Raw genomic sequence first — 24,445 nt, forward strand, 5'->3', positions numbered from 1 at the left:
GTGACCCGGTGGGGTGGAGCGCCTCAACCCTGAGGCGCTCGATGGTGCGTTACGCCTCGGTCTTGGTCGGAGCCTTCTTCGCGCGCGGCTTTTTCACCGGTGCGTCGGCAGCCTCGGTGCCCTCTGCGTTCTCGGCAGCAACCGGCGACGACTCCGTCACGGCGGTCTCTGCTTCGACCGGAGCCGCCTTCTTCTTGGCAGGCGCCTTCTTCGCAGGCTTGGCCTCGTCCGTCGCGTCCGAAGCAGGCGCGTCGTCCGTCACGGCGTCATCCGAAGCAGCCTCGTCCGACGCTGGCTTGGCCTTTTTGGCAGCAGCCTTCTTTTTCGGCTTGTGGTTGTCGTGGTCATGCGTGTGCGTGCCGCTGGCGAACCCGTCCTCGCTCTCGATTGCTGCCTCGAGCTCCTCGCGCGTCGCTTCGCGGTCGGTGATCTCGGCCTTCTCGAACAGGAAGTCGACGACCTTGTCCTCATACAACGGCGCGCGCAGCTGGGCGGCCGCCATCGGCTCCTGCTGGACGTACTGCATGAACTGCTGGCGCTGCTCGGCGGGATATTGCTGCGCTGCCTGTGCCAGCAGACGCTGCATTTCCTGGTTCGAAACTTCGACGCCGTTGGCCTGGCCGATCTCGGACAGGAGCAGGCCGAGGCGCACGCGACGCTCGGCGATCTTGCGGTAATCGTCGCGCTCGCCTTCCATCTCGGCCATCGCAGCCTCGGGGTCGGCCTCGTGCGTGGCTTCGTGCTGAAGCTGCGACCAGATCTGGTTGAACTCGGCCTCGACCATCGACGGCGGCACTTCGAAGTCGTGACCCTCGGCGAGTTGGTCGAGCAGCTTGCGCTTCATGTGCGTGCGCGTGAGACCGTTATGCTCCTGCTCGATCTGACCCTTGAGCAGCCCCGTGAGCTGCTCGAGGCTTTCGAGACCCAGCGACTTGGCCAGGTCCTCGTCGATCTTGCTCTCGCCCGCGGTCTTCACCGACTTGACGGTGATGTCGAACGTCGCCGGCTGACCTGCGAGCGACTTCTCCTGATACTCCTCGGGGAAGGTCACGTTGAGGACCTTGTCGTCGCCGGTCTTCACGCCGACGAGCTGATCCTCGAAGCCCGGGATGAGACGACCCGAACCGAGCTCGACGCCCATGTCGGTGCCGGTGCCGCCGTCGAACGCAACGCCGTCCGCGGTCTTGCCGACGAAATCGACGGTGACGAGATCGCCCATCGCCGCGACATAATCGTCAGCTGCGTCGTCCCACTTCTTCTGCTGGTCGGCAAACTTCTGGAGCTGCTCGGTGACCGCGTCGTCGGCGACGGGCACGGTCAGGCGCTCGAGCTTGATGCCGTCGATCGCGGGTGCGGGGACCTGTGGGAGGACCTCCATCTCGACCTTGACCACGGCGTCCTTGCCGAGGTCATAGCCGTCTTCCAGCTCGACCGAAGGCTGCATCGCGGGGCGAAGCTGCTTCTCGGCGACGAGCGTCTGTACGCTCTCCTGGATCGCCGCGTTCAGCGCGTCCTGCGTCAGCGCCGGGCCGTGCATCTTGCGGATGAGGTTCGCCGGCACCTTGCCCGGACGGAAGCCCGGCATCTTCATCTGCGGCGCGAGGCGCTTCAGCTCGACATCGACCTTGGCATCGATATCCTTCGCGGTGATGGTGAGCGTAAAGGCGCGCTTGAGGCCCTCGTTCAACGTCTCGACAGTCTGCATGTCCGGCCTTTGTCTAAAAGAGCATTCAGGATAATTCTTCGGGCGGTCGCCTCGCCTGCGCGGCGGGCTGGTGCGGGCGAAGGGACTCGAACCCCCACATCTTGCGATACTTGGACCTAAACCAAGCGCGTCTACCAGTTCCGCCACGCCCGCACAGGACATCGCCGTAGCGGGCGCGTCTATACCAACGTTGCATGCGGGGGCAAGCAGATAGGCAACTCCCGGTGATTACGGGCGTTGAACACCTCGAAGGAGAGACATCATGGCTACCCAACCCCCGGCAGAATTTCCGACCCCGACGTCGCCCGTCGAGCCGACTGCGCCGCCGCCCGAGTTCAATCCGCCCGCACCGGACGTCGACGTTCCCGCGCCGGGAACGCCGTCGAACGATCCCGCGCCCGTCCAGCCGGAGTTTTGAGCGTGAGCGATCCGCATTCCGGCACGAATCCCGAAACGCTCCCCGAGGACCGTGACGAGGACACGCGCAGCGACATCGAACAGGCGGTTGAGTCGCGTTCCGACGCGGTCGAGCGCGGCGAAGGCGGCGATGAGCCCGAGACGTTCACGGATACCGGCATGCCCGATGGCGTCGGTGGTACCGGTGGCATCGTGAAGAACCAGGACGGCGACGCGCAGTAAGCTCGCGTCAGCAACCGTACAGGCGGGGGTGGATATCTAGATAATGCCATTCCCGCCAATCAGGACCTGATAATTTACACGATACCCACCTTTGCCGAGCACCAGAGCCTGTATATCGCGCTCGGGTTCGCCGTATTGCTGCTGATCCTGGCGCAGCGCATCCCGATCATCCGAACGCTCGTCAATCTGGCGATGACGTTTGTCCTTGTCGGACTGCTTTTCGTCGCGATCGACCAGCGGCGTCAGTTCGATCCCTATGTCGGCAAGATTGCGCGGTTCCTGAAGATCGAGGACCAGCAGGTGGTTGGCGGCGAGGTCCGTATCCGGATGTCGCCGGATGGGCATTTCTGGGCACGGGCGACGATCGATGGGGTGAGCCAGCGGCTGCTGATCGATAGCGGCGCGACGATCACGGCGATTTCGGCGAAGGCGGCTGAGAAAGCTGGGGTTGAGGCGCGGGTTGGCGTGGTGCCGATCGTCTTGCAGACCGCCAACGGGTCGATCGCGGCGAAGACGGGGACGATTGCCTCGCTGCGTCTCGGCGCGATCGTCGCGCGCGATTTGCAGGTGGTGGTGTCGCCGGCGTTTGGCGAAACGAACGTGCTGGGGATGAACTTCCTGTCGCGCCTGGCGTCATGGCGGGTGGAGGAGAACACGCTGATCCTCGTGCCGCATCATCCGCAGAAGGTGGACTGGTAACGGTGCATCCGCACAGCCCTTGCGCTTGCTTTTAAACTGACCCCACCTCACCCAACTGCACTACCCCGGCGAAGGCCGGGGCCCAATTGAAACGTCTGCAGTAACGAGGCGCTGCCCTCCGTCAGCAACGGCCCCCAATTGGGCCCCGGCCTTCGCCGGGGTGATGCCTTTTGAGTGCGGGCGAACTACACTTCTGCTAGTTCCCTCGCGAACGCGGGGGCCCAGGAATCAAGCAGCGCTGCGTTCGGTTACCCTGGACTCCCGCCTTCACGGGAGAACGGAAAGCACGGGAGACCAGCAGGTGCGGGAGAGAGCGCGAAAGTCGGTAGCCTTACGAAGCCACCGACTCCCCAAGCATCCCCTTCAGAACCTCGTTCACGACAGCAGGGTTGGCCTTCCCCCCCATCGCCTTCATCGTCTGACCCACGAAGAACCCGAACAGCTTGTCCTTCCCGCCGCGGTAGTCCGCAACCTTGTCAGCATTCGCCGCCATCACATCAGCGATCACGGCCTCGATCGCCCCGGTATCGCTGGTCTGCTTCAACCCGCGATCCTCGACGACCTTCGCCGCGCCGTCACCAGTCTCGAGCATCACCTCGAACACCTGCTTGGCAAGACTCCCCGACAGCGTCCCGTCCGCGATCAGCCCCAGCAGTTCCGCCGCCTGCGCCGGGGACACCGGGGAATTCTCGATATCCTTACCCGTGCGGTTCAGCGCGCCGAACAGTTCCGATGTCGTCCAGTTCGCCGCCGCCGCCGGCTTCACGCCCGCGTCGAGCAACGCATCGAACCACCGCGCCGCCTCGACCTCGGCGGTCAGCACCGTCGCCTGATACGCGGTGATCCCGAGCGCCTCGTACCGCGCGCGCTTCGCATCCGGCAGCTCGGGCAGCGACGCCCGGCACTCGGCCAGGAACGCATCGTCGAGCACCAGCGGCAGCAGGTCGGGATCGGGGAAGTAGCGGTAATCATGCGCATCTTCCTTCGACCGCATCGACCGCGTCTCGTTGCGATCGGGATCGTAGAGCCGCGTTTCCTGCTGGATCTTGCCGCCGGCTTCGAGCACCTCGACCTGACGCTTGGCCTCCTGCTCGACCACCGCCATCACGAAGCGCACCGAATTGACGTTCTTCGTCTCGGTCCGCGTGCCCAACTCGTCGCCGGGCTTGCGCACGCTGACATTAACGTCGGCGCGCATCGAGCCCTCTTCCATATTGCCGTCGCACGACCCGACATAGCGCAGGATCGATCGCAGCTTCCGCAGGTAAGCCCCTGTTTCCGCTGGCGAAGCCAAATCGGGCTTCGACACGATCTCCATCAGCGCGACGCCCGAGCGGTTGAGATCGACGTACGACTGGGTCGGATGCTGGTCGTGCATCAGCTTACCCGCATCCTGCTCGACATGGATGCGCTCGACGCCGATCCGCTTGCCGGCCGCGTCCGGATTCTTCTCGTCGAGGCTGATGTCGATCGCGCCTTCACCGACGATCGGATGATAGAGCTGGCTGATCTGATAGCCCTGCGGCAGATCGGCGTAGAAGTAATTCTTACGGTCGAACCGGGACCACTTATTGATCTGCGCCTCGATCGCCATGCCGGTGCGGACCGCCTGGCGGATGCACTCGCGGTTCGGCACCGGCAGCATCCCCGGCATCGCCGCATCGACCAGCGACACCTGCGTGTTGGGCTCCGCGCCGAACTCGGTCGCCGCGCCTGAGAAGAGCTTGGCGTTCGACGTCACCTGCGCGTGCACTTCGAGGCCGACCACGACCTCCCACTCGCCGGTTTCGCCCTGAATCCTGTAATCGCTCATGTTACCACCAAGCCTCTGGTCGCGCGGTAAATCCTGCTCGCTGTTCGATCGCGAGCCCTGCGTTCAGCACGCCTTGCTCGTCGAGCGGCTTGCCGATGATCTGCAATCCGAGGGGCAGACCCTGCTTGTCGAGACCACCCGGCACCGACATCGCCGGCAACCCCGCAAGCGACGACGGCACGGTGAAGACGTCGTTCAGATACATCGCGATCGGGTCGGCCGACTTCTCGCCGAGCGCGAACGCTGCCGAGGGGGCGGTCGGGGTCAGCAGCACGTCGCACGTCTCCCAAGCCCGCTCGAAATCGCGCGCGATCAGCGTACGAACCTTCTGCGCTTGCGTGTAATACGCGTCGTAGAAACCGGCCGACAGCACGTATGTGCCGATCATGATGCGGCGCTTCACCTCGGGGCCAAAGCCGTCCGCACGCGTCGCGGCGTACATGTCCTGCAAACCGGCCCCGGTCGGCAGGTCGCGGATCCCGTAACGGACGCCGTCATAGCGCGCGAGGTTCGACGACGCTTCGGCGGGCGCGATGATGTAATAGGCGGGCAGCGCGTATTTCGTGTGCGGGAGCGAGACCTCGCCGATCGTCGCGCCGGCGTCCTTCAGCCAGTCGATGCCCTGCTGCCAGAGCGCTTCGATCTCCTCGGGCATCCCGTCGACGCGATACTCCTTGGGAATACCGACGCGCAGGCCGTTGAGATTGCCGGACAAACCCGCTTCCCACTTCGGCACGTCGAGCTGCAACGAGGTGCCGTCCTTCGCATCGAACCCGGCCATCGCCTCGAGCAGGATCGCGCAGTCCTTGACGTCGCGTGCCATCGGCCCGGCCTGGTCGAGCGACGACGCGAACGCGATCGTCCCCCAGCGCGAGCAGCGGCCATAGGTCGGCTTGATGCCGGAGATGCCGGTGAAGGCGGCGGGCTGGCGGATTGACCCGCCCGTGTCCGTGCCGGTCGCACCTGGGCAGAGCCGTGCGGCGACCGCCGACGACGAACCGCCCGACGAGCCGCCGGGGGCGAGCGAGGCGTTACCGCCGTCATTGCGCTTCCACGGCGAGATCACGTTGCCGAACGCCGAGGTCTCGTTCGACGAGCCCATCGCGAACTGGTCCATGTTCAGCTTGCCGAGCATCCCCGCGCCCGCGTCCCACAAATTCTGCGAGACGGTCGACTCGTAGGTCGGCGTGAAGCCTTCGAGGATATGGCTCGCCGCGGTCGTCGTCACGCCCTTCGTGCAGAACAGGTCCTTCATGCCGATCGGCACGCCGGCCAGCGGCTTGAGCGTCTCGCCGGCTTCGCGCGCGGTATCGGCCGCGGTGGCGGCGGTGATCGCGTGTTCCGGCGACTCGACAAGAAACGCGTTCAAGGCCTTGGCCTGGCTCACCTTTACGATGAACGCATCGGCGACTTCGCGCGCCTTGAAGCTGCCATCGCGGACGCCGTCGCGGATGCCTGCGATTCCGAGATCGGTAAGGTCGGTCATTATTCGATCACCTTCGGCACGGCGAAGAAGCCGTGTTCGGCCACGGGCGCGTTGGCGAGGACCTGCTCGCGGATGCCGCCGCCGGTCAGCGGGTCGGCGTTGACGACGTCGTCGCGCAGCCGCAGCGTGTTGGGGATGACGGCGGTCATCGGCTCGATACCGGTCGTGTCGACCTCTTCGAGCATCTCGATCCAGCCAAGGATGTTACCGAGTTCCGGCGCCATGCGGGCGGCGTCCTCGTCGGTGATCGCGATGCGCGCAAGGCTCGCGATCCGCTTCACGGTTGCAGTATCTACGGACATGGGCTGCGGCTAGCACCCGGCGCGGCGGGGGCGCAACACCCTTCTAGCGCAGCATCCTCTTCTGGTTCCCCCGCGGAGGCGGGGGCCCAGGATTACAAACGATACCGCCCGAGATCCTGGGCCCCCGCCTCCGCGGGGGAACAGGCCACTTTCCGGCCGCCGGCGTTTTCCTCTACAATCAGGCGCCCGTTGCAACCTTCCTCCGCTTGCGGCACGGGGGCCAAACCGCCTGCACGGAAGGTCCCGCTTGGCCCGCAAGTTTCTCTATTTCGTCGCCGCGATGATCGTCCTCGCGATCGCCGCCCTGCTCGCCTACCGCCTGTTCGGCACGCAGTTGATGCGCGCAGTGATGGTGCCGAGCGAGAATTTTCAGGCGCAGCGCGAAGCCCCGCGCAACATCTACGCACGAAAGATCATGTGGCTCGCGCGCCCCGATGCGCCGGGTAATCCGGCGCTCTGGACGCCGCCCGGCTACACGCCCGGCAAGCCCGGCACGGGCGCAGCGATCTTCTTCATTCACCCGACCTCGTACATCAACCGCGACCATTGGAACGCGCCGATCAACGACCCCGAGACCAATGCGCGAGCGGAACTGTTCCTGCGCGGCCAGGCGAGCGCGTTCAACGAAGCGGGCGACATCTGGGCGCCACGCTATCGCCAGGCGACGTTCGGGGCGTTCCTGACCAGCGTCGCGGATAGCGAACGCGCGCTGGCGCTCGCCTATGGCGATGTCTCTGCGGCGTTCGACCGGTTCCTCAAGGAAGCCGGCCCGACCCGCCCGATCATCCTCGCCGGCCACAGCCAGGGCGCGCTCCATCTCACCCGCCTACTCCGCGACCGCATCGCCACTGATCCCAAGCTGAAGGCACGGATCGTCGCGGCCTATGTCGTCGGCTGGCCCGTCTCGCGTGCGACCGACCTGCCGCGCATGGGCCTCCCCGAATGCCGAGCCGCGGACCAGACCGGCTGTATCCTGTCATGGGAGAGCTTTGCCGAGCCTGCCGATCCGTCGCTGATCGTCGATGCCTATGACCAGACCACCGGCTTCAACGGCCAGCCGCGGAAAGCCACGCCGATGGTCTGCACCAACCCGCTGACCGGCACCGCCGACGCGACCGCGCCCGCAACCGCCAACCTTGGCACGCTTGTCCCGTCGGCCGACCTGAAGACCGCGACGATCGCGATCGGTAGCGTCGCCGCACGCTGCGCCGACCGCGGCTTCCTGCTGATCGGCGAGGGCCCGAACCTGGGGCCGTACGTGCTGCCCGGCAACAATTACCACGTCTACGACTACAGCCTGTTCTGGGCGAACATCCGCACCGACGCCAACCGCCGCCTGAAGGCCTTCAAATGATCACGCTCTCCGCCGCGCAGTTCCGCGACGCGCTCCCGAACGGCGGCCGGCTGATCGGTCTCGACGTCGGCACCAAGACGATCGGCACCGCGCTCTGCGACGCCGGCTGGTCGTTCGCGAGCCCTGCCCTCCTGATCCGTCGGACCAAGTTCCAGAAGGACAAGGCCGCGCTTGCCGAGATCATCAAGGCCCAGGCGGTCGTCGGGCTCGTCATCGGCCTGCCGATCAACCTCGACGGTAGCGAGAGCCCACGGTCGCAATCGACGCGGGCATTCGCGCAGAACCTCAAGGACATGGGGTTACCGATCCTGTTGCAAGACGAACGCTGGTCGACCGTTGCGGTCACCCGCACGCTGATCGAACAGGACGCCAGCCGCGCCAAACGCGCCGAACTCGTCGACAAGATGGCCGCCGCCTACATCCTCCAGGGTGCAATCGATGCACTGGTGACAGCGCAGATCTAGCGCGCCACCCGGTAGAGGGTGGACTGGCCGTCGGTCCAGATGACGCGCAGGTCGGCGGCCTTTGCAGCCCCTGGCGGGAAGCCGATCGTCCAGACGTGTGTGAAGGCGGCGCGGGGAAACTGTGCGATCGTCTTGACGAAGTTGGAGCCGACGGTCGAACAGATCGACGGAAAGACGCTCTGGGTCGGGTCCCCGGTATAGGGTGCGGCGACCGCGTAGCGGATGTGCAGCGATTGCTGTCCTTCGATCGCCCATTGCTCGTTGGTAAACACGTCGCGTCGGACGATCGCGAGGGCTGGAAGGTGATTGCGCCGCAGGTCGTCCCATGCGCCCCCACATGGCAACTCGACTAACGAGAGTACCGCAGCGCCGTGCGGGATGGCTGCAACAGCCGCAAGTTCGCGTTGTTGGTCGCTGGAGCGCTCGACAAAGCTCAGCGTCGTGCCTGCCAGGCGCAGGACCAGGAATGCAGTGCCCATCACGGCCAGCGTGCGTGCCATTCGCGAATCGCGCGGCGCGATCGCGATCAATCCCAGCATCACCGCGGCGGGTGCCATCCGCATGTCGACATAGGCGCCCCCCATCAGCAATCGTGGGAGGACGACGAACGCTGCGAGGCACAGCAGCGCGGGTATGCCCAATAGCGGCGAGAACCCGAGGCGGGCGCTCCGCATTCCTGCATACAGCATGGCGATCAACGGCAGCAGCGAGAGGAGATCGAACCATGGCCAGTGATCGCGGAACAGCGAAACAAGCCATACCAGCTTCACCGGTGCGTCGAACCAGCCTTCCCCACCGAGTCCGCCCGCTGCCGCGCCCGTCCCGGCCCCGATAGACGCCAGCATGACGAGGAGCGGGACCGTCATCGACAGACACTGGATCGCGCCACCGACGAGCGCCGCCGGCCAGCCACGACCTGCCATGCGGAGCCGCGCGATGTCCGCGCCTGCCGCCATCAGCCCCAGCAGCCCCCAGCCGAAGCTGTGCGAAATCCATATCACGCACGCAATGGGTACGAAGAGCAGCGCGCGTACGATCAGGCGATCCTGTCGCCCTAGCCGGATCCACAGCGCCAGCGCGCAGAACGCCAGCGCCTGAGACAGCGCGAAATTGACGAAGCCGAACTGGAACGGCCACGCATAGGCGAGCGGCAACGCGAACATCGCGGTCGGCGGTATGCGCCACTGCGCCTCGCGCGCGGCCCATAACAGTCCGGTGGCGGTCAGCATCGGGATCGCGATCACCGCCAGCTTGGTCGCGACCTCGAAGGGGAAGAGGTGCGACAGCGCCGGTACGAGCAGGTCCATGCCCAGATTGGGGATCAGCGCCCAGTGGTAGGCATAATAGCGCTGCAGATCGGGCGAGCTCGGCAGTGCCATCGCAATATGCCAGCGGCCCATATGGCCGGGCAGGTCGCCGAGCGGGGGCAGCGCGGGCCATAGCAACGGCACCGCGGATGCCAGGACGAGGGCCAGCGCGAACCACCGCGTTTCCCACCATCGCACCATCGTCCGTGCCGCTGCGTCCTGCATCATTTTCCCCGTTCGCCATCGCCATCCCATGCCTGCGCTAAAATGCAGTTAACCATGCGGTTGTGGCGAGGCGTCGCGCGACGCTTGCCCCCTGCCCCCGCGGACACTATCCCGCGCTTTTAATGCGAACCTCAGATCACCGCCCCGCCGCCCTCATCGAAGGCGGCGCCGTCTTCCCGCACCGGCATCTCACCGGCATCGACGGGCTCCAGCCACATGAGATCGCGTTCCTGCTCGACGAGGCGGAGACGTGGGTCGAGGCGAACCGCACGCACGCGACTCCCGACAAGCGGCTGGCCGGGCTTACCCAGATCAACGCGTTTTTCGAGAACAGCACGCGGACTTTGCTGTCGTTCGAGATTGCGGGAAAGCGATTGGGGGCGGACGTCGTCAACATGCATGCGGCGCAGTCGAGCGTGAAGAAGGGCGAGACACTGATCGACACGGCGATGACGTTGAACGCGATGCGCGCGGACGTGATCGTGATCCGGCATATGTCGAGCGGCGCGGTGCGGTTGATCGCGGACAAGGTGGATTGTCCGGTGCTGAACGCGGGCGATGGACGGCACGAGCATCCGACGCAGGCGTTGCTCGATGCGTTGACGATCCGGCGGCGGAAGGGCTCGATCGCCGGCCAGCGCGTCGTGATCTGCGGGGACCTGCTGCATAGCCGGGTCGCGCGGTCTAACATCCTGGCGCTCACCGCGCTTGCCGCAGAGGTGCGCGTTTGCGCGCCCTCGACGCTGATGCCGCCGATGATCGAGCGGATGGGCGTGCGTGCGTTTACCGATTTCGACAAGGCGCTGGAGGGTGCGGACGTGGTTATGATGCTGCGGTTGCAGAACGAGCGGATGGATGGCGCTTATGTGCCCTCCACACGCGAATACCGTATGCGCTACGGCCTGACGCTCGACCGGTTGGCGAAGGCGGCGCCTGACGCGCTGGTGATGCATCCCGGGCCGATGAACCGGGGTGTGGAGATCGACTCCGCAGTGGCGGATCACGCACGCTCGGCGATTACCGAGCAGGTCGAGATGGGGGTCGCCGTCCGGATGGCGTGCCTCGATGTACTGACGCGAAGAGCGCGCGGCGTGGAGGGTTGGGCATGATCCTCGCGCTCACCAACGCAACACTCGCCTGCCCGGTCGGGGGCGTGACCAAGGGTAATCTGCTGGTCCGCGACGGCGTGATCGTCGCGACCGGGATCGTCGACATTCCGGCTGATGCGGACATCGTCGATTGCGGCGGCAAGACGGTCGCGCCCGGGATCGTCGATCTCGGCGTGGCGAAGGTGGATCGTGCGGCGTTTCGCGCCGGCGGGATCGTGCGGATCGGCCTCATGCCCGACCAGTCGCCCGTTCTCGACGACCCCGGCATCGTCCAGCGGGCGGCGTTGATCGGCAAGCCCGACCTCTGGATCCACCCGATCGCCGCCGCCACGCGCGGACTTGCAGGCCATGACCTCGCCGAGATGGCGATCTGTCTTTCGGCTGGCGCGAAGGCGGTGGGCACGGGCAAGCACTGGATCGCCGATAGCGGCGTGATGCGGCGCGTGCTCGCCTATGCGCGCGATCTCGACGTGACGGTGATCGCGCATGCCGAGGATGGCGGACTGACCGCCGGCGCGGTCGCGACCGAGGGTGAGACGGCGACGCGGCTTGGCCTGCCTGCCGCACCGGCGGTGGCGGAGGCGCTGGCGATTGCGCGTGACCTGATGCTTGCCGAGGATACTGGGGCTCGGATCCATATTCGCCAGGTGACGACGGCGGCCGGGTTCGACCTGATCCGTGCGGCGAAGCGTCGCGGCGTGCCGGTGACCTGCGGAATCACGCCGGCGCATCTGCATCTGTCGGAGATCGCGGTCAGTGATTTCCGGTCGTTCGCGCTGCTGTCGCCGCCTTTGCGCGCGGAGAGTGACCGACAGGCGGCGCTCGATGCCATCGCAGACGGGACGATCGACGTGCTGTGTTCGGGGCACGAGCCGCGCGGGCCGGAGGAGAAACGGCTGCCGTTCACCGATTCGAGCAGTGGGATGGCGGGGGCGGAGACGCTGTTGCCGCTCGCGCTGATGCTGGTGCGTGACGAACTGCTGACGCTGGAGCGGCTGATCGCGCTGCTCGCCAGCAATCCGGCGCGGGTGCTGGGGCTGGATACGGGGACTCTGGAGGTCGGCAAGCCTGCCGACCTGATGCTGTTCGACCGGCTGGCGCCTTGGCAGATCGTCGGGGAGGCGTTCCTGGCGGAGGCGGGGAATACGCCGTTCGATGGCTTGCCGGTTCAGGGGCGCGTGTTGCGGTTGTGGAAGGGTGGGCGCGAGGTTCCGTGAGGGTGCACCACCCCGGCGGAGGCCGGGGCCCAGTTGGGGGACGTCGCAAACTGAGGACAACGCTCCGTTACGCCTACCTCCCAACTGGGCCCCGGCCTTCGCCGGGGTGGCGTCTATCGAAGCGGTGGGACGAACAAGGCGGCAGCGCCCGTTACCGCGACGCCATCTGCATGCCGGGCTTGCGCAACCACTGTGCCATGATGTCGCCCGCGCCTTGGCGGACGAAGCAGGCGCCGCCCTTGGCGCGGTACTGGCGGCACATCGTATTCGCCGCCGACTTGCTGAACCCGCCTACCGAGAGGCGGTAGACATCCTCGCCCCGCGCCTTGAACGTCATGCCGTTCGGCGAATAGCTGGCGAGCACCGCGAATCGGCGTGCGGCGCGGGCCCAGCCGTCTCTTGCGACCCCCGCGCTCTCGAAGGCGCCGAGCTGGACGTACCAGTTGCCGGTTGCCGGCGCCTTCACCTGATACGCCGCAGTCGCCATGGCGCGACCCGACGACATGGGCGCGGACGCGAGCTTGATCGGGCCGCCGGCCGGACGGAGCATCATCGTCGGCAACGCCTGGACGACCTCCTGCCGCGGTCCGAACGCGATCTTCGAGACGCCAGCCGCTGACACCGAAGCGAGCTGCACAGGGGCAGCTTCGGTCGGCGCGACGACCGGATCCGCGGCCGCCAAGGCCTGTTCGGGAACACCCGGTGTCTCCGGCGAAGGCGCGTTCAACGCCAGCGCGACCGGCTGTCCCGCATCCGCCACTGCGCGAACGCCAAGCAGGCTCGCCACCTGGTCCGACGCTTTGGCCGGCTGAGCGAATAGCGCCCATTGCTCGAGCCGGGCGCCGACGTCTGCTGGTGCCATGTCCGTTGCCGCGACGACGCGTGCCTCCTGCCAGCGTCCCGCCAGCGCGAAGCTCAACGCCAAATTCTGGCGTATCTTCGCATTCGAAGCTGGCGAACGGGCGGCCTCGGTCAGGACCGCGATCCCGCCCGCGGTGTCGCCCGCCAGCGACAACGCAAGGCCACGATCGACCGCCGGGATGATCGCGGCGTTCGCTTCGAGGCTGTGGCGCGCCGACTGCCAGTCTCCGGTCGCGATCTGCGACAGCGCGAGGTTGAGCGCCGCCCTGCCGTTGGTCGGCGACAGTTGCAGCGCGTCGGCGAACGCGTGCGAGGCCGAGGCGAACCGCCCGCCCTTGAGATAGCTCTGGCCGAGCAGCATCCGGTAGTCCGCCTGCTGCGGCATGAGTGCCACCGCACGCTCTGCGTAACCGATCGCGATGGGACCATCGTTGCGCGCGAGTGCCGCCTGCGCCTGCCCCGCAGTGCCGGCCGCGGCCTTTGTCGCGAGCGCTGCATTACGGTCGCTGGCCGAGGCGATGCCGCCCCCGTTCGCGGCACAGCCGACCATCGTACCCCCGAGCAGGAGGGCGGAGATCCCGCCGAGGAGGAGAGCGCGCGTGGTCATCGGGGCAATCCCTGTTTCATGGCAAACGCTAGACCGCACATAGTTCCCACTCCCGGTATTCGCATACGCAGTGCCATGTCGGTTTAAAGAAGCGGTTAACGCGACTTCATAATGACTTACTGAGGCGCGATGTTGGGCATCGGGAACGGTCGCCCTTTGCCTTGGGCGACGAACGGCGGCATGGTGGCGGCGAGACGGTATGAGGGATGGCGATGACGGTTCGGCGTAAGCTTTTGGTGGGTGCGATCGCGTTGAGCGGGATGCTGGCCGCCGTCCCCGCGTTTGCCGATGTGAAGGCCGGCGTCGATGCCTGGGCGAAGGGCGATTATCCGCGTGCGATCACCGAGTGGCGCCCGCTGGCGGTGGCAGGCGATGCGGATGCGCAGTTCAACCTGGCGCAGGCGTACAAGCTTGGTCGCGGCGTACCGCTGGATCCGGTGCTGGCCGAGAGTTGGTTCCGGAAGGCGGCGATGCAAGGGCATGTGCAGGCCGCCGACAATTACGGGCTCGCGCTGTTCCAGGCCGGCAAGAAGACGGATGCGCTGCCGTGGCTGCAGAAATCGGTCGCGCATGGTGAGCCGCGGGCGCAACTCGTGCTCGGGACGATGCTGTTCAACGGCGACGGCATACCGCGCGATTTCCCGCGGGCCTATGCGCTGATGACGCGGGCCTCGGCGTCGGGATTGCAGTCGGCCTCGCAGACGCTCGCGCAGATGGACCAGTATATCTCGCCAGCCGACCGCGAGAAGGGCACCGCGCTGGCGCAGCAATATGCGTTGCAATCCCCGCCGCCGGGGCCTTCGCGTGCTACGGTCGGGCAGACGCCGATGGCGCCGTCGCGTATCGCCAGCGCGCCGCGTCCGTCGAAGCTGCCGCCGAGTTCGCTTCCTGCGCGCATTCCCGGGCCGACCCGCGAACCGGCCCCTACGCGGGAACCGACGCCGACGCGCGAGCCGGCACCGGTCAGGCAGGCGCAGGTGAAGCCGCCCAAGCCTGCGCCGACGAAACCTGCTCCGGCAAAAGCTATAGCGGCCAAGCCCGCGCCCGTGCGTGCGACGGGCAATTGGCGCGTCCAGCTTGGCGCGTTCCGCGACCAGGGCAATGCCGAGACGCAGTGGAACAAGGTTCGCGGCAAGCTACGTGGTGCTCAGCCCTTCTACGCGAAGGCCGGCAGCGTGACGCGGCTCCAGGCGGGTGGCTTTGCGTCGAAGGCGGATGCGACGCGGGCTTGCTCGGCGTCTGGCGTGGCGTGTGTGATCGTTGCGCCCTGAGCGGATGAGCCCGGCGGCTACGATACTCATGACGAGGATGTGCGCATGTTCTTCCTGACCTTGGCGTTGTTGTCGGCGCCATCGACTTGCACCGAGGTCAAGCAACAGTGTCGCGCGTGTCCTACCGCGGGTAGCGTCAAAGGGTGTTCTACGGTCGGGATTGCGTGCCAGCCGACACGTCGCATCTGCGAACCTGCCGTCCCTTCGAAGACCGTGGCGCGAGCGGACTTTCGGGTTGAGAAGAGGGCGCGCTGAGCGATCGTGCCTTTGCCCGGCGGGCGAGCGATCGGATGCGGCAGGGATCAAATAGCCGGACCGGTCGTTTCGTTTCGACATCGACCGGGAGCTAGATGCATGATTTTGAAGACCTTGGCGCTGGCACTTGCCGGCGCAACGCTGTTGGCCGCGTGTTCTGGCGAGCAGCCTGCGACTAACAATACCGACGCGATGGTGGACAACGGCGTGTCGTTGCGCAATCTGGCCGAGACCGAAGTGGCGGTGCCCAAGCCCGAGCAACTGACGGTGAAGGGGCGGCTGATCCCTACCCCTTCCGATCCGACGTCACGCCATTTCCTGTTGCGTGAGCGTAAGGCGGCAAGCGGCACGATCATCGCGATCCTGCGGCAGGAGCATGATGGCAAGGTCGCCTATGCGCGTACCGAGACGGATTGCGGCAAGCGGCTGTTCCATGTGCTGGGCGTGGGTCCGAACCGAGCGCTCGTCGAGACCAACGTGGCGCATGATGGACCATTGCGGCCGATCAAGGGGCTGCCGTTGCGTGAGGAACTGGCGACGTATGTTTGCGCGGCAAGCGGTACGCCGTTGGCGAAGGGCTGATTCTCACTTCTGCGCCCCTCCTTGGAAGAGAGGGGTGAAGTTCAGTGATTATACCTTTCGCGCAGGCAGCCGTCATTCCCGCGCAGGCGGGAACCCATACTGGCAAACCTCGCGGCGAAATCGCCCACGTCGGAGGATATGGGTCCCCGCCTCCGCGGGGATGACGATAATTATACGTCGGATGAGCATAATCACCGTGAAGTTCTAGGCCGTGACCCAGTCGCGCTTTGCGATACCTTGGGCGTAGAGTAGCGCGGTCAGGTCGCCGTGATCGATCCGGGCGGCTGCGGCCGCTGCGACGATCGGCTTGGCGTGGTAGGCCACGCCCAGCCCCGCTGCCTCGATCATCGCAAGATCGTTCGCACCGTCGCCGACTGCGAGTGACTCTTCGACCACGATCCCCCGCTCGGCGATCGCGGCCCGTAGCGTCGTGAGTTTTGTGTTCGATCCGACGATCGGCTTGGTGACCGTGCCCGTCAGGACACCGGCCTCGATCCCCAGCACGTTGGCGATCGCGCGGTCGAAGCCGATCTGCTTGGCGACCGGCTCCGCGAACCGCGTGAAGCCGCCCGACACCAGCACCGCCAGCGCGCCCCGCGACCGCATCGTCCGTACAAGAGCTTTCGCGCCCGGCATGATCGTGACGCGTTCGGCTAGGCAGCGTTCGATGTCGCTTTCCGCCAGCCCCCTGAGCAGCGCCACGCGGGCGTCGAGTGCGGATTCGAAGTTCAGTTCGCCGCGCATGGCGCGTTCGGTGATGTCGGCGATCTGCGGCTTGATCCCGGCGTAGTCGGCGAGTTCGTCGATGCATTCCACGGTGATCATCGTCGAGTCCATGTCGGCTACGAGCAGCGTCTTGGTTCGCGTCAGGCTCGATTGTACGACGACGTCGGTCGCGGGGAATGCCCCCTCGAGCGCGACCCGCGCCGCGTCCGGCGCCATCCCGAAGATCAGGTCGGCCGCCTCGCCCTCATCGATCCAGCCGCTAGCGCCCGGTGCGCAGCCTGCGTCGCGCAAGCGGTCCATCGCGGTCGAAATATCGCCTGCGGTCAGCGTGCCCGAGGCTATAAGCGTTGCCGTGAACATTAAACATCTCCCGAAGGTCGCGCTCATCGCAGGGCCGACCGCGAGCGGCAAGTCCGCGCTCGCACTGGCCATCGCCGCGCGCCACGACGGTGTGATCATCAACGCCGACTCCGCGCAGGTCTATGCCGACCTCCGCATCCTGACCGCGCGGCCCTCAGCAGAGGAAGAGGCCAGCGCCCCGCACCGGCTCTTCGGCCATGTCGATGCAGCCGATGCGAGCTACTCGGCCGCGCGCTGGGCTGCCGAGGCGACGCTGGCGATCCGCGATACGCTTGCCGAGGGGAAGCTGCCGATCCTGGTTGGCGGGACCGGGCTCTATATCCGCACCTTGCTCGACGGTATCGCGCCTGTTCCCGAGATCGACCCGGCCCTTCGCGAGCAAATCCGTGCCCTCCCCGTCGCCGAAGCGCACGCCGCGCTCGCGCAACTCGACCAGCAGGCTGCCCAGAAACTGAACGCAGCCGACACAACCCGCGTCGCCCGAGCGCTCGAAGTCGTTCGCGGTACCGGCCGGACGCTCGCCGAGTGGCAGACCGAGAAGGTCGGCGGGATCGGCGACACGATCGACGTCCGCGCGCTGATCCTGATCCCCGACCGCGACTGGCTCAACGCGCGCATCGACCAGCGCTTCGCCGAAATGGCGGACACCAGCCGCGAGGAAATCACCGCGCTACTCGCCCGCACCGACATTCCGCAGGACGCTCCGATCCGCCGCGCGATCGGCGTGCCCGAGATCGCCGCGTTCGTCCGCGGCGAGACCTCGAAACGCGACGCCATCGCAGCCGGATCGCTCGCCACGCGGCGCTATGCCAAGCGCCAATATACGTGGCTCCGGCACCAGCCGCCCGCCATCTGGACCCGCACCGAAGCCCTCGATCTTTCAACGCGCTTGCGGCAATTTGAAACTATATTGCTCAAATGATGTTTGACACGCATCTTTTATATCGGTAGCCGGCCCCTCCACGAGACGCTAAAGGCAGCGTTCTCGCAAAGGATGATATGAAATGACCGAGAAGAGTGGAGCCGATATCCTGATCGAGGCGCTGTGCGATCTCGGCGTGGAGGTCGTCTTCGGCTATCCGGGTGGTGCCGTGCTGCCGATCTATGACGCGTTGTTTCGCTCGGGTCGGATCAAGCACATCCTCGTGCGCCACGAACAGGCTGCGACGCATGCGGCCGAGGGTTACGCGCGCTCGACCGGCAAGCCCGGCGTGGTGCTCGTCACCTCCGGCCCCGGCGCGACCAATGCGGTCACCGGGATCACCGATGCGCTGATGGATTCGATCCCGATGGTCGTGATCACCGGCCAGGTGCCGACCGCGCTGATCGGCACCGACGCGTTCCAGGAGGCCGATACCGTCGGCATCACGCGCCATTGCTCGAAGCACAACTACCTCGTGAAGGATCCCGCCAAGCTTGGCGACGTGATCCACGAGGCGTTCCACATCGCCACCTCGGGGCGTCCGGGGCCGGTGGTCGTGGACATTCCAAAGGACGTGCAGGTCGCGACCGCGCGCTACAAGAAGCCGGGGCCGATCCAGCACAAGACCTATCGCCCGCAGGTGAAGGCCGACCAGTCGCAGATCGAGCAGCTCGTCGACATGCTCGCCGCGGCCGAACGTCCGATCCTGTACACCGGCGGCGGCATCATCAACTCGGGGCCCGCCGCGAGCCAGTTGCTGTGCGAACTCGTCCGCATCACCGGCGCACCGGTGACGTCGACGCTGATGGGCCTTGGCGCCTATCCCGCGTCCGGCCCGCTATGGCTCGGCATGCTCGGGATGCACGGCACGTACGAGGCCAACATGGCGATGAACCAGGCCGACCTCGTCGTCGCGCTCGGCTCGCGCTTCGACGACCGCGTGACCGGGCGGCTCGATGCGTTCAGCCCGAACTCGCGGAAAGTGCACATCGACATCGATCGCTCGTCGGTGAACAAGACCGTGCGCGTCGATCTCGGGATCATCGCGGACGTCGGTCATGCGCTCGAGGACATGGTGCGGATCTGGAAAAGTCGCCAGCATCCCAAGCCCGACACGACCGATTGGCAGCGGCGGATCGCCGGCTGGCGTGCGGTGAAGTGCCTCGATTTCCCCGAGAACGACCCGACCGAGATCATGCCGCAACGCGCGATCCGGGCGCTGTTCGACGCGACGCACGCGCGCTCGCCGATCATCACGACCGAGGTCGGCCAGCACCAGATGTGGGCGGCGCAGCATTTCGGGTTCGAGAAGCCGAACAAGTGGCTGACCAGCGGTGGTCTCGGCACGATGGGGTACGGCCTGCCCGCCGCGATCGGCGCGCAGCTCGGCAACCCGAACGCGCTGGTGATCGACATCGCCGGCGAGGCGTCGATCCAGATGAACATCCAGGAGCTGGCGACCGCCACGCAATACCGGTTGCCGGTGAAGATCTTCATCCTCAACAACCAGTATATGGGCATGGTCCGCCAGTGGCAGGAGCTCACCTATGAGAGCCGCTATGCCGAGAGCTATTCGGATTCGCTGCCCGATTTCGTCAAGCTCGGCGAGGCTTACGGCTGGAAGGGCATCCTGATCGAGACGCGCGACCAGCTTGATAGCGGGATCGCCGAGATGCTGGCCTATGACGGCCCGGTGATCGTCGACTGCCGCGTGTCGCAGCTGACCAACTGCTTCCCGATGATCCCGTCGGGGGCGGCGCATACCGACATGATCCTGCAGGCGAACGAAGTGTCCGGCACGATGGACGACGAAGCGAAGGCGCTGGTGTGATGACGGCCCAGATCGCAACAGAATCCCCCTCCCGCTTGCGGGAGGGGTTAGGGGAGGGCCTGATGACCACGTCGTCGGCAGCCCTCGCCTCCCCTCCCCCGACCCCTCCCGCAAGCGGAAGGGGAGAGTAAGAAACCATGCACATTTCCCAGGAAAAGGCCGAGCGGCACACGCTCGCCGTCATCGTCGACAACGAACCGGGCATCCTCGCCCGGATCGCCGGCCTGTTCACCGCCCGCGGCTATAATATCGAGAGCCTGACGGTGTCGGAGATCACCGCCGACAAGTCGGTCAGCCGGATCACCATCGTCACCAGCGCGTCGCCGGCGACGATGGAGCAGATCATCGCCCAGCTCGACCGGCTGGTGCCGGTGCACAAGGTCACCGACCTCACGGCACAGGGCGCGCATGTCGAACGCGAGCTGGCGCTGGTGAAGGTCCGCGGCACCGGCGACCACCGGATCGAGGCATTGCGCCTCGCCGACGTCTACCGGGCGCGCGTCGTCGATGCGACGACGTCGAGCTTCGTGTTCGAGGTCACCGGCGGCATCGACAAGATCGACAAGTTCGTCGAACTTATGGGTGAAGTCGGTCTGATCGAAGTAGCCCGAACCGGCATCGTCGCGATCGCTCGCGGCAAAGAGCCGGCTTAACTTTTCCACTACAAAGTTTTGTTCTCTCGCGAAGGCGGGAGCCCAGCCTGGACCTCCGCCTTCGCGGAGGGACACACCTTATCGAAAGGACCATTTCAATGCGTGTGTATTACGATCGCGACGCCGACCTGAACCTCATCACCGACAAGAAGATCGCGATCGTCGGCTATGGTTCGCAGGGCCATGCGCACGCGCAGAATCTCCGCGATTCAGGCGTCAAGGACGTCGCGATCGCGCTGCGCGAAGGCTCGGCCACCGCCAAGAAGGCGATCGAGGCGGGCTTCGCGGTCAAGTCGAACAAGGAAGCTGCCGCCTGGGCGGACATCGTCATGATCCTCGCGCCCGACGAGCATCAGGCGGCGATCTACGCTGCCGACCTGCACGACAACCTCAAGCAGGGCGCGACGATTGCTTTTGCCCACGGTCTCAACGTGCATTTCGGCCTGATCGAGCCGCGCGCCGATCTCGACGTCATCATGATCGCGCCCAAGGGCCCCGGTCATACCGTGCGCAGCGAATATGTCCGCGGCGGCGGCGTCCCCTGCCTGATCGCGATCGACCAGGACAAGTCGGGCAACGCGCATGACATCGCGCTCGCCTATGCCAGCGGCGTCGGCGGCGGTCGCTCGGGGATCATCGAGACCAACTTCCGCGAGGAATGCGAGACCGACCTGTTCGGCGAGCAGGCCGTGCTGTGCGGCGGGATCACGCATTTGATCCAGGCCGGGTTCGAGACGCTGGTCGAAGCGGGCTACGCCCCCGAGATGGCGTATTTCGAGTGCCTGCACGAGACCAAGCTGATCGTCGACCTGCTGTACGAGGGCGGCATCGCCAACATGCGCTATTCGATCTCGAACACCGCCGAATATGGCGACATCACGACGGGTCCACGGATCATCACGGCGGAGACCAAGGCGGAGATGAAGCGCGTGCTGGCGGACATTCAGTCGGGGCGGTTCGTGAAGAACTTCATTCTCGACAACCGTGCGGGGCAGCCTGAGCTGAAGGCGGCGCGGAAGCAGGCGCTGGCGCATCCGATCGAGAAGATTGGGTCGGAGTTGCGTGGGATGATGCCGTGGATCGGGAAGAATGCGCTGGTGGATCGCGAGCGCAACTGAGCGAAGCGAACGTGCGTGAGCGCGGCCGGCACGACGGAGCCTGCCCATAGGGCACGGCTTCGCCGGGTCCGACGGGCTGGCGTTCCCGCGCGTGCCACCACCCCGGCGAAGGCCGGGGCCCAGTTGGTAGACGCTGCTAACGGAAGACGGCGTTCCGTTACTCCGGCCTTTCCAACTGGGCCCCGGCCCTCGCCGGGGTGGTGGCGTTTTGGGAGAAGCGTCAATCGCTGCCTATCCTGTTCCCCCGCGAACGCGGGGGGCCAGGATCTCGGGCGGTGCTCGTGGTTTTAGCTGGGCCCCCGCGTCCGCAGGGGAACGAGAGCTTGCGGTGCACTCTACCGGGAACGGCGCCCCCCCACCGACCCAATTCCGAAACACAGCGTTGGCATAACGTTGTTTGACGCGCCCCCTCCCGTCGGCCAGCATCGCGCGTTCAACAGGAGATATCCATGCGCCTAGTCCTAGCCACGATCCTCGCCCTTACCGCCGCGCCCGTGCTGGCCCAAACCGCAGGCGTCCCCGGCGCCCCCGTCAAGGCACGCGTTGCCGCCGGCACCTACGCGGTCGACCCCAACCACACGCAGGTGACGTGGGCGGTCAACCACATGGGCTTCTCGATGCTCGAAGGGCAGCTCGGCGCGTCGGGGGGCAGCATCACGATCGATCCCGCCAAGCCGAACGCGACCAAGGTCGAGGTGAACTTCGCAATCGACCAGCTCTCGGTCACCGCAGCGCCGTTCGCCGGCCATCTGAAGTCGAAGGACTTCTTCGACACCGCGACCTATCCGACCGCCAAGTTCGTCTCGACCAAGGTCGTCGCGACCGGCGACAAGGCGACGATCACCGGCGACCTCACGCTCAAGGGCGTCACCAAGCCGGTCGTGCTCCAGGCGACCTTCATCGGTGCCGGTGCGAACCCGATGAACAAGAAGCTCAACTTCGGCTTCCGCGCGACGACTTCGATCAAGCGTAGCGACTTCAACATCGGCGCCTACGCCCCGGTGGTGTCGGACAAGGTCGACCTGACGATCAACGCCGCCTTCGCCGCGCAATAATATACCAATTTCCCTATCGCGCTGGACATGGGACGTGTCCGCGCGATAGGACGCCATCAATGACGCACGGCCGCCTCCTGCTGCTTCGACTTACGCGCCCTTAGGCGCGCCGATCGTTTGCGCGGTGGCCATGCCTCGCGCCTCGCGCCTAAGGGCTGACCCGAACGCTCCCGACGACACGAGAGACACGAGCCATGCTGCGCGACCCATCGACCAAATACCGTCCCTTCCCGCAAGTCGACCTGCCCGACCGCCAATGGCCGTCGAAGACCATCGTCAAGCCACCCCGCTGGCTCTCCACCGATCTGCGCGACGGCAACCAAGCGCTGATCGACCCGATGGATGCCGAGAAGAAGACGCGCTTCTTCGACCTGCTCTGCAAGGTTGGCTTGAAGGAGATCGAGGTCGGTTTCCCGAGCGCAGGCGCGACCGAGTTCGACTTTATCTCGGGACTGGTGAAAACCGGCCGCATCCCCGACGACGTGTCGATCCAGGTACTGACCCAGTCGCGCCGCGACCTGATCGAGACGAGCTTTGCCAGCCTGGTCGGCGCGAAGACCGCGATCGTCCATCTCTACAACGCGGTGTCGCCGGCGTGGCGCAAGATCGTGTTCGGGATGGACCGCGCGCAGGTGAAGCAGATCGCTGTGGACGGCGCCCAGGTGCTCCGCGACGAAGCCGCCAAGCAGCCGAACGTCCGCTGGCAGTTCGAATACAGCCCCGAGACCTTCTCGACCGCCGAGCTCGATTTCTCACTGGAGGTCTGCGAAGCGGTGATGGAGGTGCTGATGCCGACGCCCGAGAACCCGATCATCTTCAACCTGCCCGCGACCGTCGAGTGCGCGACGCCGAACATCTATGCCGACCAGATCGAGTGGTTCGGCCGCAACATCCGCAACCGCGATGCGGTGGCGATCTCGCTGCACACGCATAACGACCGCGGCACCGGCGTCGCGGCGGCGGAGCTCGGCATGATGGCGGGCGCGGACCGCGTCGAGGGCTGCCTGCTCGGCAATGGCGAGCGCACCGGCAATTGCGATCTCGTGACCGTCGCGCTCAACATGTACACGCAGGGCGTCGACCCGAAGCTCGACCTTTCGGACATCGACGGCGTCGTGAACACGGTCAATTACTGCACCAACATCCCCGTCCACCCGCGCACGCCCTATGCTGGCGACCTGGTCTTCACCGCCTTCTCGGGGTCGCATCAGGACGCGATCAAGAAGGGCTTCGCGGCGCAGGAAGCGAAGAACGACACGTTGTGGGAGGTCCCGTATCTGCCGATCGACCCAGCCGATCTCGGTCGCAGCTACGAGGCGGTGATCCGCGTCAACTCGCAGTCGGGCAAGGGCGGCGTCGCCTGGGTGATCGAGCAGGACAAGGGTCTGAAGCTGCCCAAGCGGTTGCAGGCGGACTTCAGCCGTCACGTGCAGGCCTATGCCGACGAGACCAGCCGCGAGCTGAACGCCGCGGATATCTGGAGCCTGTTCGAGCGGACGTACATGCCGCAGGCGGACGACCGGGTCGAACTGCGCGATTACGAGGAAAGCGGTGCCTCGGGGCAGCGCGTGTTCATAGGTCGCGTGGCGATCGATGGCGAGGAACGGTCGATCTCGGGGCGAGGCAACGGGCTGATCTCCGGCGTGATCGCGGCGATCGCGGAGTCGACCGGGCCGACGCTCGACGTGGTCGACTACAACGAACACGCGATCGGCCACGGTGCGGATGCGCAGGCGGCGGCGTATGTCGAATGCCGGACTGCCGAGGGTCGGACAGTGTTCGGCGTCGGCATGGACACCGACATTGCCACTGCCTCGGTGCGTGCTGTGCTGAGCGCCGCCAATCGCGCCTGACCTTATGAAAGACGGCCACCGGCTGAACCGG

Annotated in this window: 22 protein-coding genes and 1 tRNA gene; 15 read left to right on the forward strand and 8 right to left on the reverse strand. The window is 66.0% G+C overall.

All coding sequences use genetic code 11. The features are described from left to right. Positions 1 to 49: 49 nt before the first annotated feature. Together tig and J4O76_RS22205 are read right to left on the reverse strand one after the other, a co-directional pair. Positions 50 to 1,705, reverse strand: coding sequence for a trigger factor (gene tig, locus J4O76_RS22200; RefSeq protein WP_426284280.1), 1,656 nt, complete (start codon positions 1,703 to 1,705; stop codon positions 50 to 52). A gap of 68 nt (positions 1,706 to 1,773) precedes the next feature. Further along, a tRNA-Leu gene (locus tag J4O76_RS22205) sits at positions 1,774 to 1,858 on the reverse strand. Between the two features lie 109 nt (positions 1,859 to 1,967). Here J4O76_RS22205 and J4O76_RS22210 point away from each other — a divergent pair. The 3 genes from J4O76_RS22210 (at position 1,968) to J4O76_RS22220 (ending at position 3,043) form a co-directional block, all read left to right on the forward strand. Next, positions 1,968 to 2,123 carry a hypothetical protein gene (locus J4O76_RS22210; protein WP_426284282.1) on the forward strand — a complete coding sequence of 52 codons (156 nt, stop codon included), beginning with the start codon at positions 1,968 to 1,970 and terminating at the stop codon, positions 2,121 to 2,123. 2 nt (positions 2,124 to 2,125) lie between these two features. After that, positions 2,126 to 2,344, forward strand: coding sequence for a hypothetical protein (locus J4O76_RS22215; RefSeq protein WP_426284284.1), 219 nt, complete (start codon positions 2,126 to 2,128; stop codon positions 2,342 to 2,344). 135 nt (positions 2,345 to 2,479) lie between these two features. After that, positions 2,480 to 3,043 (forward strand): retropepsin-like aspartic protease family protein, encoded by a 564-nt coding sequence (locus tag J4O76_RS22220; RefSeq protein WP_426284286.1) that lies wholly within the window; start codon positions 2,480 to 2,482, stop codon positions 3,041 to 3,043. 331 nt (positions 3,044 to 3,374) lie between these two features. Here the strand turns inward: J4O76_RS22220 and gatB are convergent, their stop codons facing one another. The 3 genes from gatB to gatC are packed head-to-tail and all read right to left on the reverse strand — an operon-like array spanning position 3,375 to position 6,644. After that, positions 3,375 to 4,856 (reverse strand): Asp-tRNA(Asn)/Glu-tRNA(Gln) amidotransferase subunit GatB, encoded by a 1,482-nt coding sequence (gatB, locus tag J4O76_RS22225; protein ID WP_426284288.1) that lies wholly within the window; start codon positions 4,854 to 4,856, stop codon positions 3,375 to 3,377. A 1-nt stretch (position 4,857) separates the two neighbouring features. After that, complete coding sequence (gatA, locus tag J4O76_RS22230; RefSeq protein ID WP_426284291.1) at positions 4,858 to 6,342, reverse strand: Asp-tRNA(Asn)/Glu-tRNA(Gln) amidotransferase subunit GatA; 1,485 nt, start codon at positions 6,340 to 6,342, stop codon at positions 4,858 to 4,860. Continuing rightward, entirely contained in the window at positions 6,342 to 6,644 is a 303-nt protein-coding gene (gene gatC / locus J4O76_RS22235) for an Asp-tRNA(Asn)/Glu-tRNA(Gln) amidotransferase subunit GatC (protein ID WP_056048145.1), read from the reverse strand. Before gatC ends, gatA begins: the two co-directional genes overlap by 1 nt. Positions 6,645 to 6,891: 247 nt before the next feature. On the opposite strand from gatC, the gene J4O76_RS22240 reads away from it, so the two are divergent. Together J4O76_RS22240 and ruvX are read left to right on the forward strand one after the other, a co-directional pair. Next, the gene (locus J4O76_RS22240; protein ID WP_426284292.1) at positions 6,892 to 7,998 is read left to right on the forward strand and encodes a DUF3089 domain-containing protein; all 1,107 of its coding nucleotides are present in this window, start codon (positions 6,892 to 6,894) and stop codon (positions 7,996 to 7,998) included. Beyond that, positions 7,995 to 8,462: a Holliday junction resolvase RuvX gene (ruvX, locus tag J4O76_RS22245; protein WP_060524389.1), complete on the forward strand. Its 468-nt coding sequence runs from the start codon at positions 7,995 to 7,997 to the stop codon at positions 8,460 to 8,462. Before J4O76_RS22240 ends, ruvX begins: the two co-directional genes overlap by 4 nt. Here the strand turns inward: ruvX and J4O76_RS22250 are convergent. Beyond that, positions 8,459 to 9,997: a hypothetical protein gene (locus tag J4O76_RS22250; RefSeq protein WP_426284293.1), complete on the reverse strand. Its 1,539-nt coding sequence runs from the start codon at positions 9,995 to 9,997 to the stop codon at positions 8,459 to 8,461. The two genes, ruvX and J4O76_RS22250, sit on opposite strands and share 4 nt — an antisense overlap. A 119-nt stretch (positions 9,998 to 10,116) precedes the next feature. Here J4O76_RS22250 and J4O76_RS22255 point away from each other — a divergent pair, with 119 nt between their 5' ends. Together J4O76_RS22255 and J4O76_RS22260 are read left to right on the forward strand one after the other, a co-directional pair. Next, entirely contained in the window at positions 10,117 to 11,103 is a 987-nt protein-coding gene (locus J4O76_RS22255) for an aspartate carbamoyltransferase catalytic subunit (RefSeq protein WP_056482600.1), read from the forward strand. Beyond that, positions 11,100 to 12,320, forward strand: coding sequence for a dihydroorotase (locus tag J4O76_RS22260; RefSeq protein ID WP_426284294.1), 1,221 nt, complete (start codon positions 11,100 to 11,102; stop codon positions 12,318 to 12,320). The genes J4O76_RS22255 and J4O76_RS22260 overlap by 4 nt, the downstream gene beginning before the upstream one ends. Positions 12,321 to 12,471: 151 nt before the next feature. Here the strand turns inward: J4O76_RS22260 and J4O76_RS22265 are convergent, their stop codons facing one another. Further along, on the reverse strand, positions 12,472 to 13,788 hold the full coding sequence (locus J4O76_RS22265; RefSeq protein WP_426284295.1) for a tetratricopeptide repeat protein: 1,317 nt from the start codon (positions 13,786 to 13,788) through the stop codon (positions 12,472 to 12,474). Between the two features lie 212 nt (positions 13,789 to 14,000). On the opposite strand from J4O76_RS22265, the gene J4O76_RS22270 reads away from it, so the two are divergent. Continuing rightward, complete coding sequence (locus J4O76_RS22270) at positions 14,001 to 15,059, forward strand: SPOR domain-containing protein (protein WP_426284297.1); 1,059 nt, start codon at positions 14,001 to 14,003, stop codon at positions 15,057 to 15,059. A gap of 354 nt (positions 15,060 to 15,413) precedes the next feature. Further along, positions 15,414 to 15,896, forward strand: coding sequence for a hypothetical protein (locus tag J4O76_RS22275; RefSeq protein WP_426284300.1), 483 nt, complete (start codon positions 15,414 to 15,416; stop codon positions 15,894 to 15,896). Positions 15,897 to 16,100: 204 nt separating this feature from the next. Here J4O76_RS22275 and serB read toward each other — a convergent pair whose 3' ends face one another. Further along, a complete protein-coding gene (gene serB / locus J4O76_RS22280) occupies positions 16,101 to 16,982 on the reverse strand; it encodes a phosphoserine phosphatase SerB (protein ID WP_426284302.1) in 882 nt (293 codons plus the stop codon). Here serB and miaA point away from each other — a divergent pair. The 6 genes from miaA (at position 16,975) to leuA (ending at position 24,414) form a co-directional block, all read left to right on the forward strand. Further along, the gene (gene miaA, locus J4O76_RS22285) at positions 16,975 to 17,904 is read left to right on the forward strand and encodes a tRNA (adenosine(37)-N6)-dimethylallyltransferase MiaA (protein WP_426284304.1); all 930 of its coding nucleotides are present in this window, start codon (positions 16,975 to 16,977) and stop codon (positions 17,902 to 17,904) included. The two genes, serB and miaA, sit on opposite strands and share 8 nt — an antisense overlap. Before the next feature lie 82 nt (positions 17,905 to 17,986). Beyond that, the gene (locus J4O76_RS22290; protein ID WP_426284305.1) at positions 17,987 to 19,735 is read left to right on the forward strand and encodes an acetolactate synthase 3 large subunit; all 1,749 of its coding nucleotides are present in this window, start codon (positions 17,987 to 17,989) and stop codon (positions 19,733 to 19,735) included. 137 nt (positions 19,736 to 19,872) lie between these two features. Continuing rightward, a complete protein-coding gene (gene ilvN / locus J4O76_RS22295; RefSeq protein WP_056048113.1) occupies positions 19,873 to 20,388 on the forward strand; it encodes an acetolactate synthase small subunit in 516 nt (171 codons plus the stop codon). A gap of 98 nt (positions 20,389 to 20,486) precedes the next feature. Continuing rightward, positions 20,487 to 21,506, forward strand: a complete 1,020-nt coding sequence (gene ilvC / locus J4O76_RS22300) for a ketol-acid reductoisomerase (RefSeq protein ID WP_192977086.1) — start codon at positions 20,487 to 20,489, stop codon at positions 21,504 to 21,506. 449 nt (positions 21,507 to 21,955) lie between these two features. Further along, positions 21,956 to 22,561, forward strand: coding sequence for a YceI family protein (locus J4O76_RS22305; protein ID WP_426284308.1), 606 nt, complete (start codon positions 21,956 to 21,958; stop codon positions 22,559 to 22,561). 194 nt (positions 22,562 to 22,755) lie between these two features. Next, positions 22,756 to 24,414 (forward strand): 2-isopropylmalate synthase, encoded by a 1,659-nt coding sequence (leuA, locus tag J4O76_RS22310; protein ID WP_426284311.1) that lies wholly within the window; start codon positions 22,756 to 22,758, stop codon positions 24,412 to 24,414. Positions 24,415 to 24,445: the final 31 nt, after the last annotated feature.

Origin of the sequence: Sphingomonas sp. NFX23, assembly GCF_049887795.1 — a bacterium.
Taxonomy (GTDB): domain Bacteria; phylum Pseudomonadota; class Alphaproteobacteria; order Sphingomonadales; family Sphingomonadaceae; genus Sphingomonas.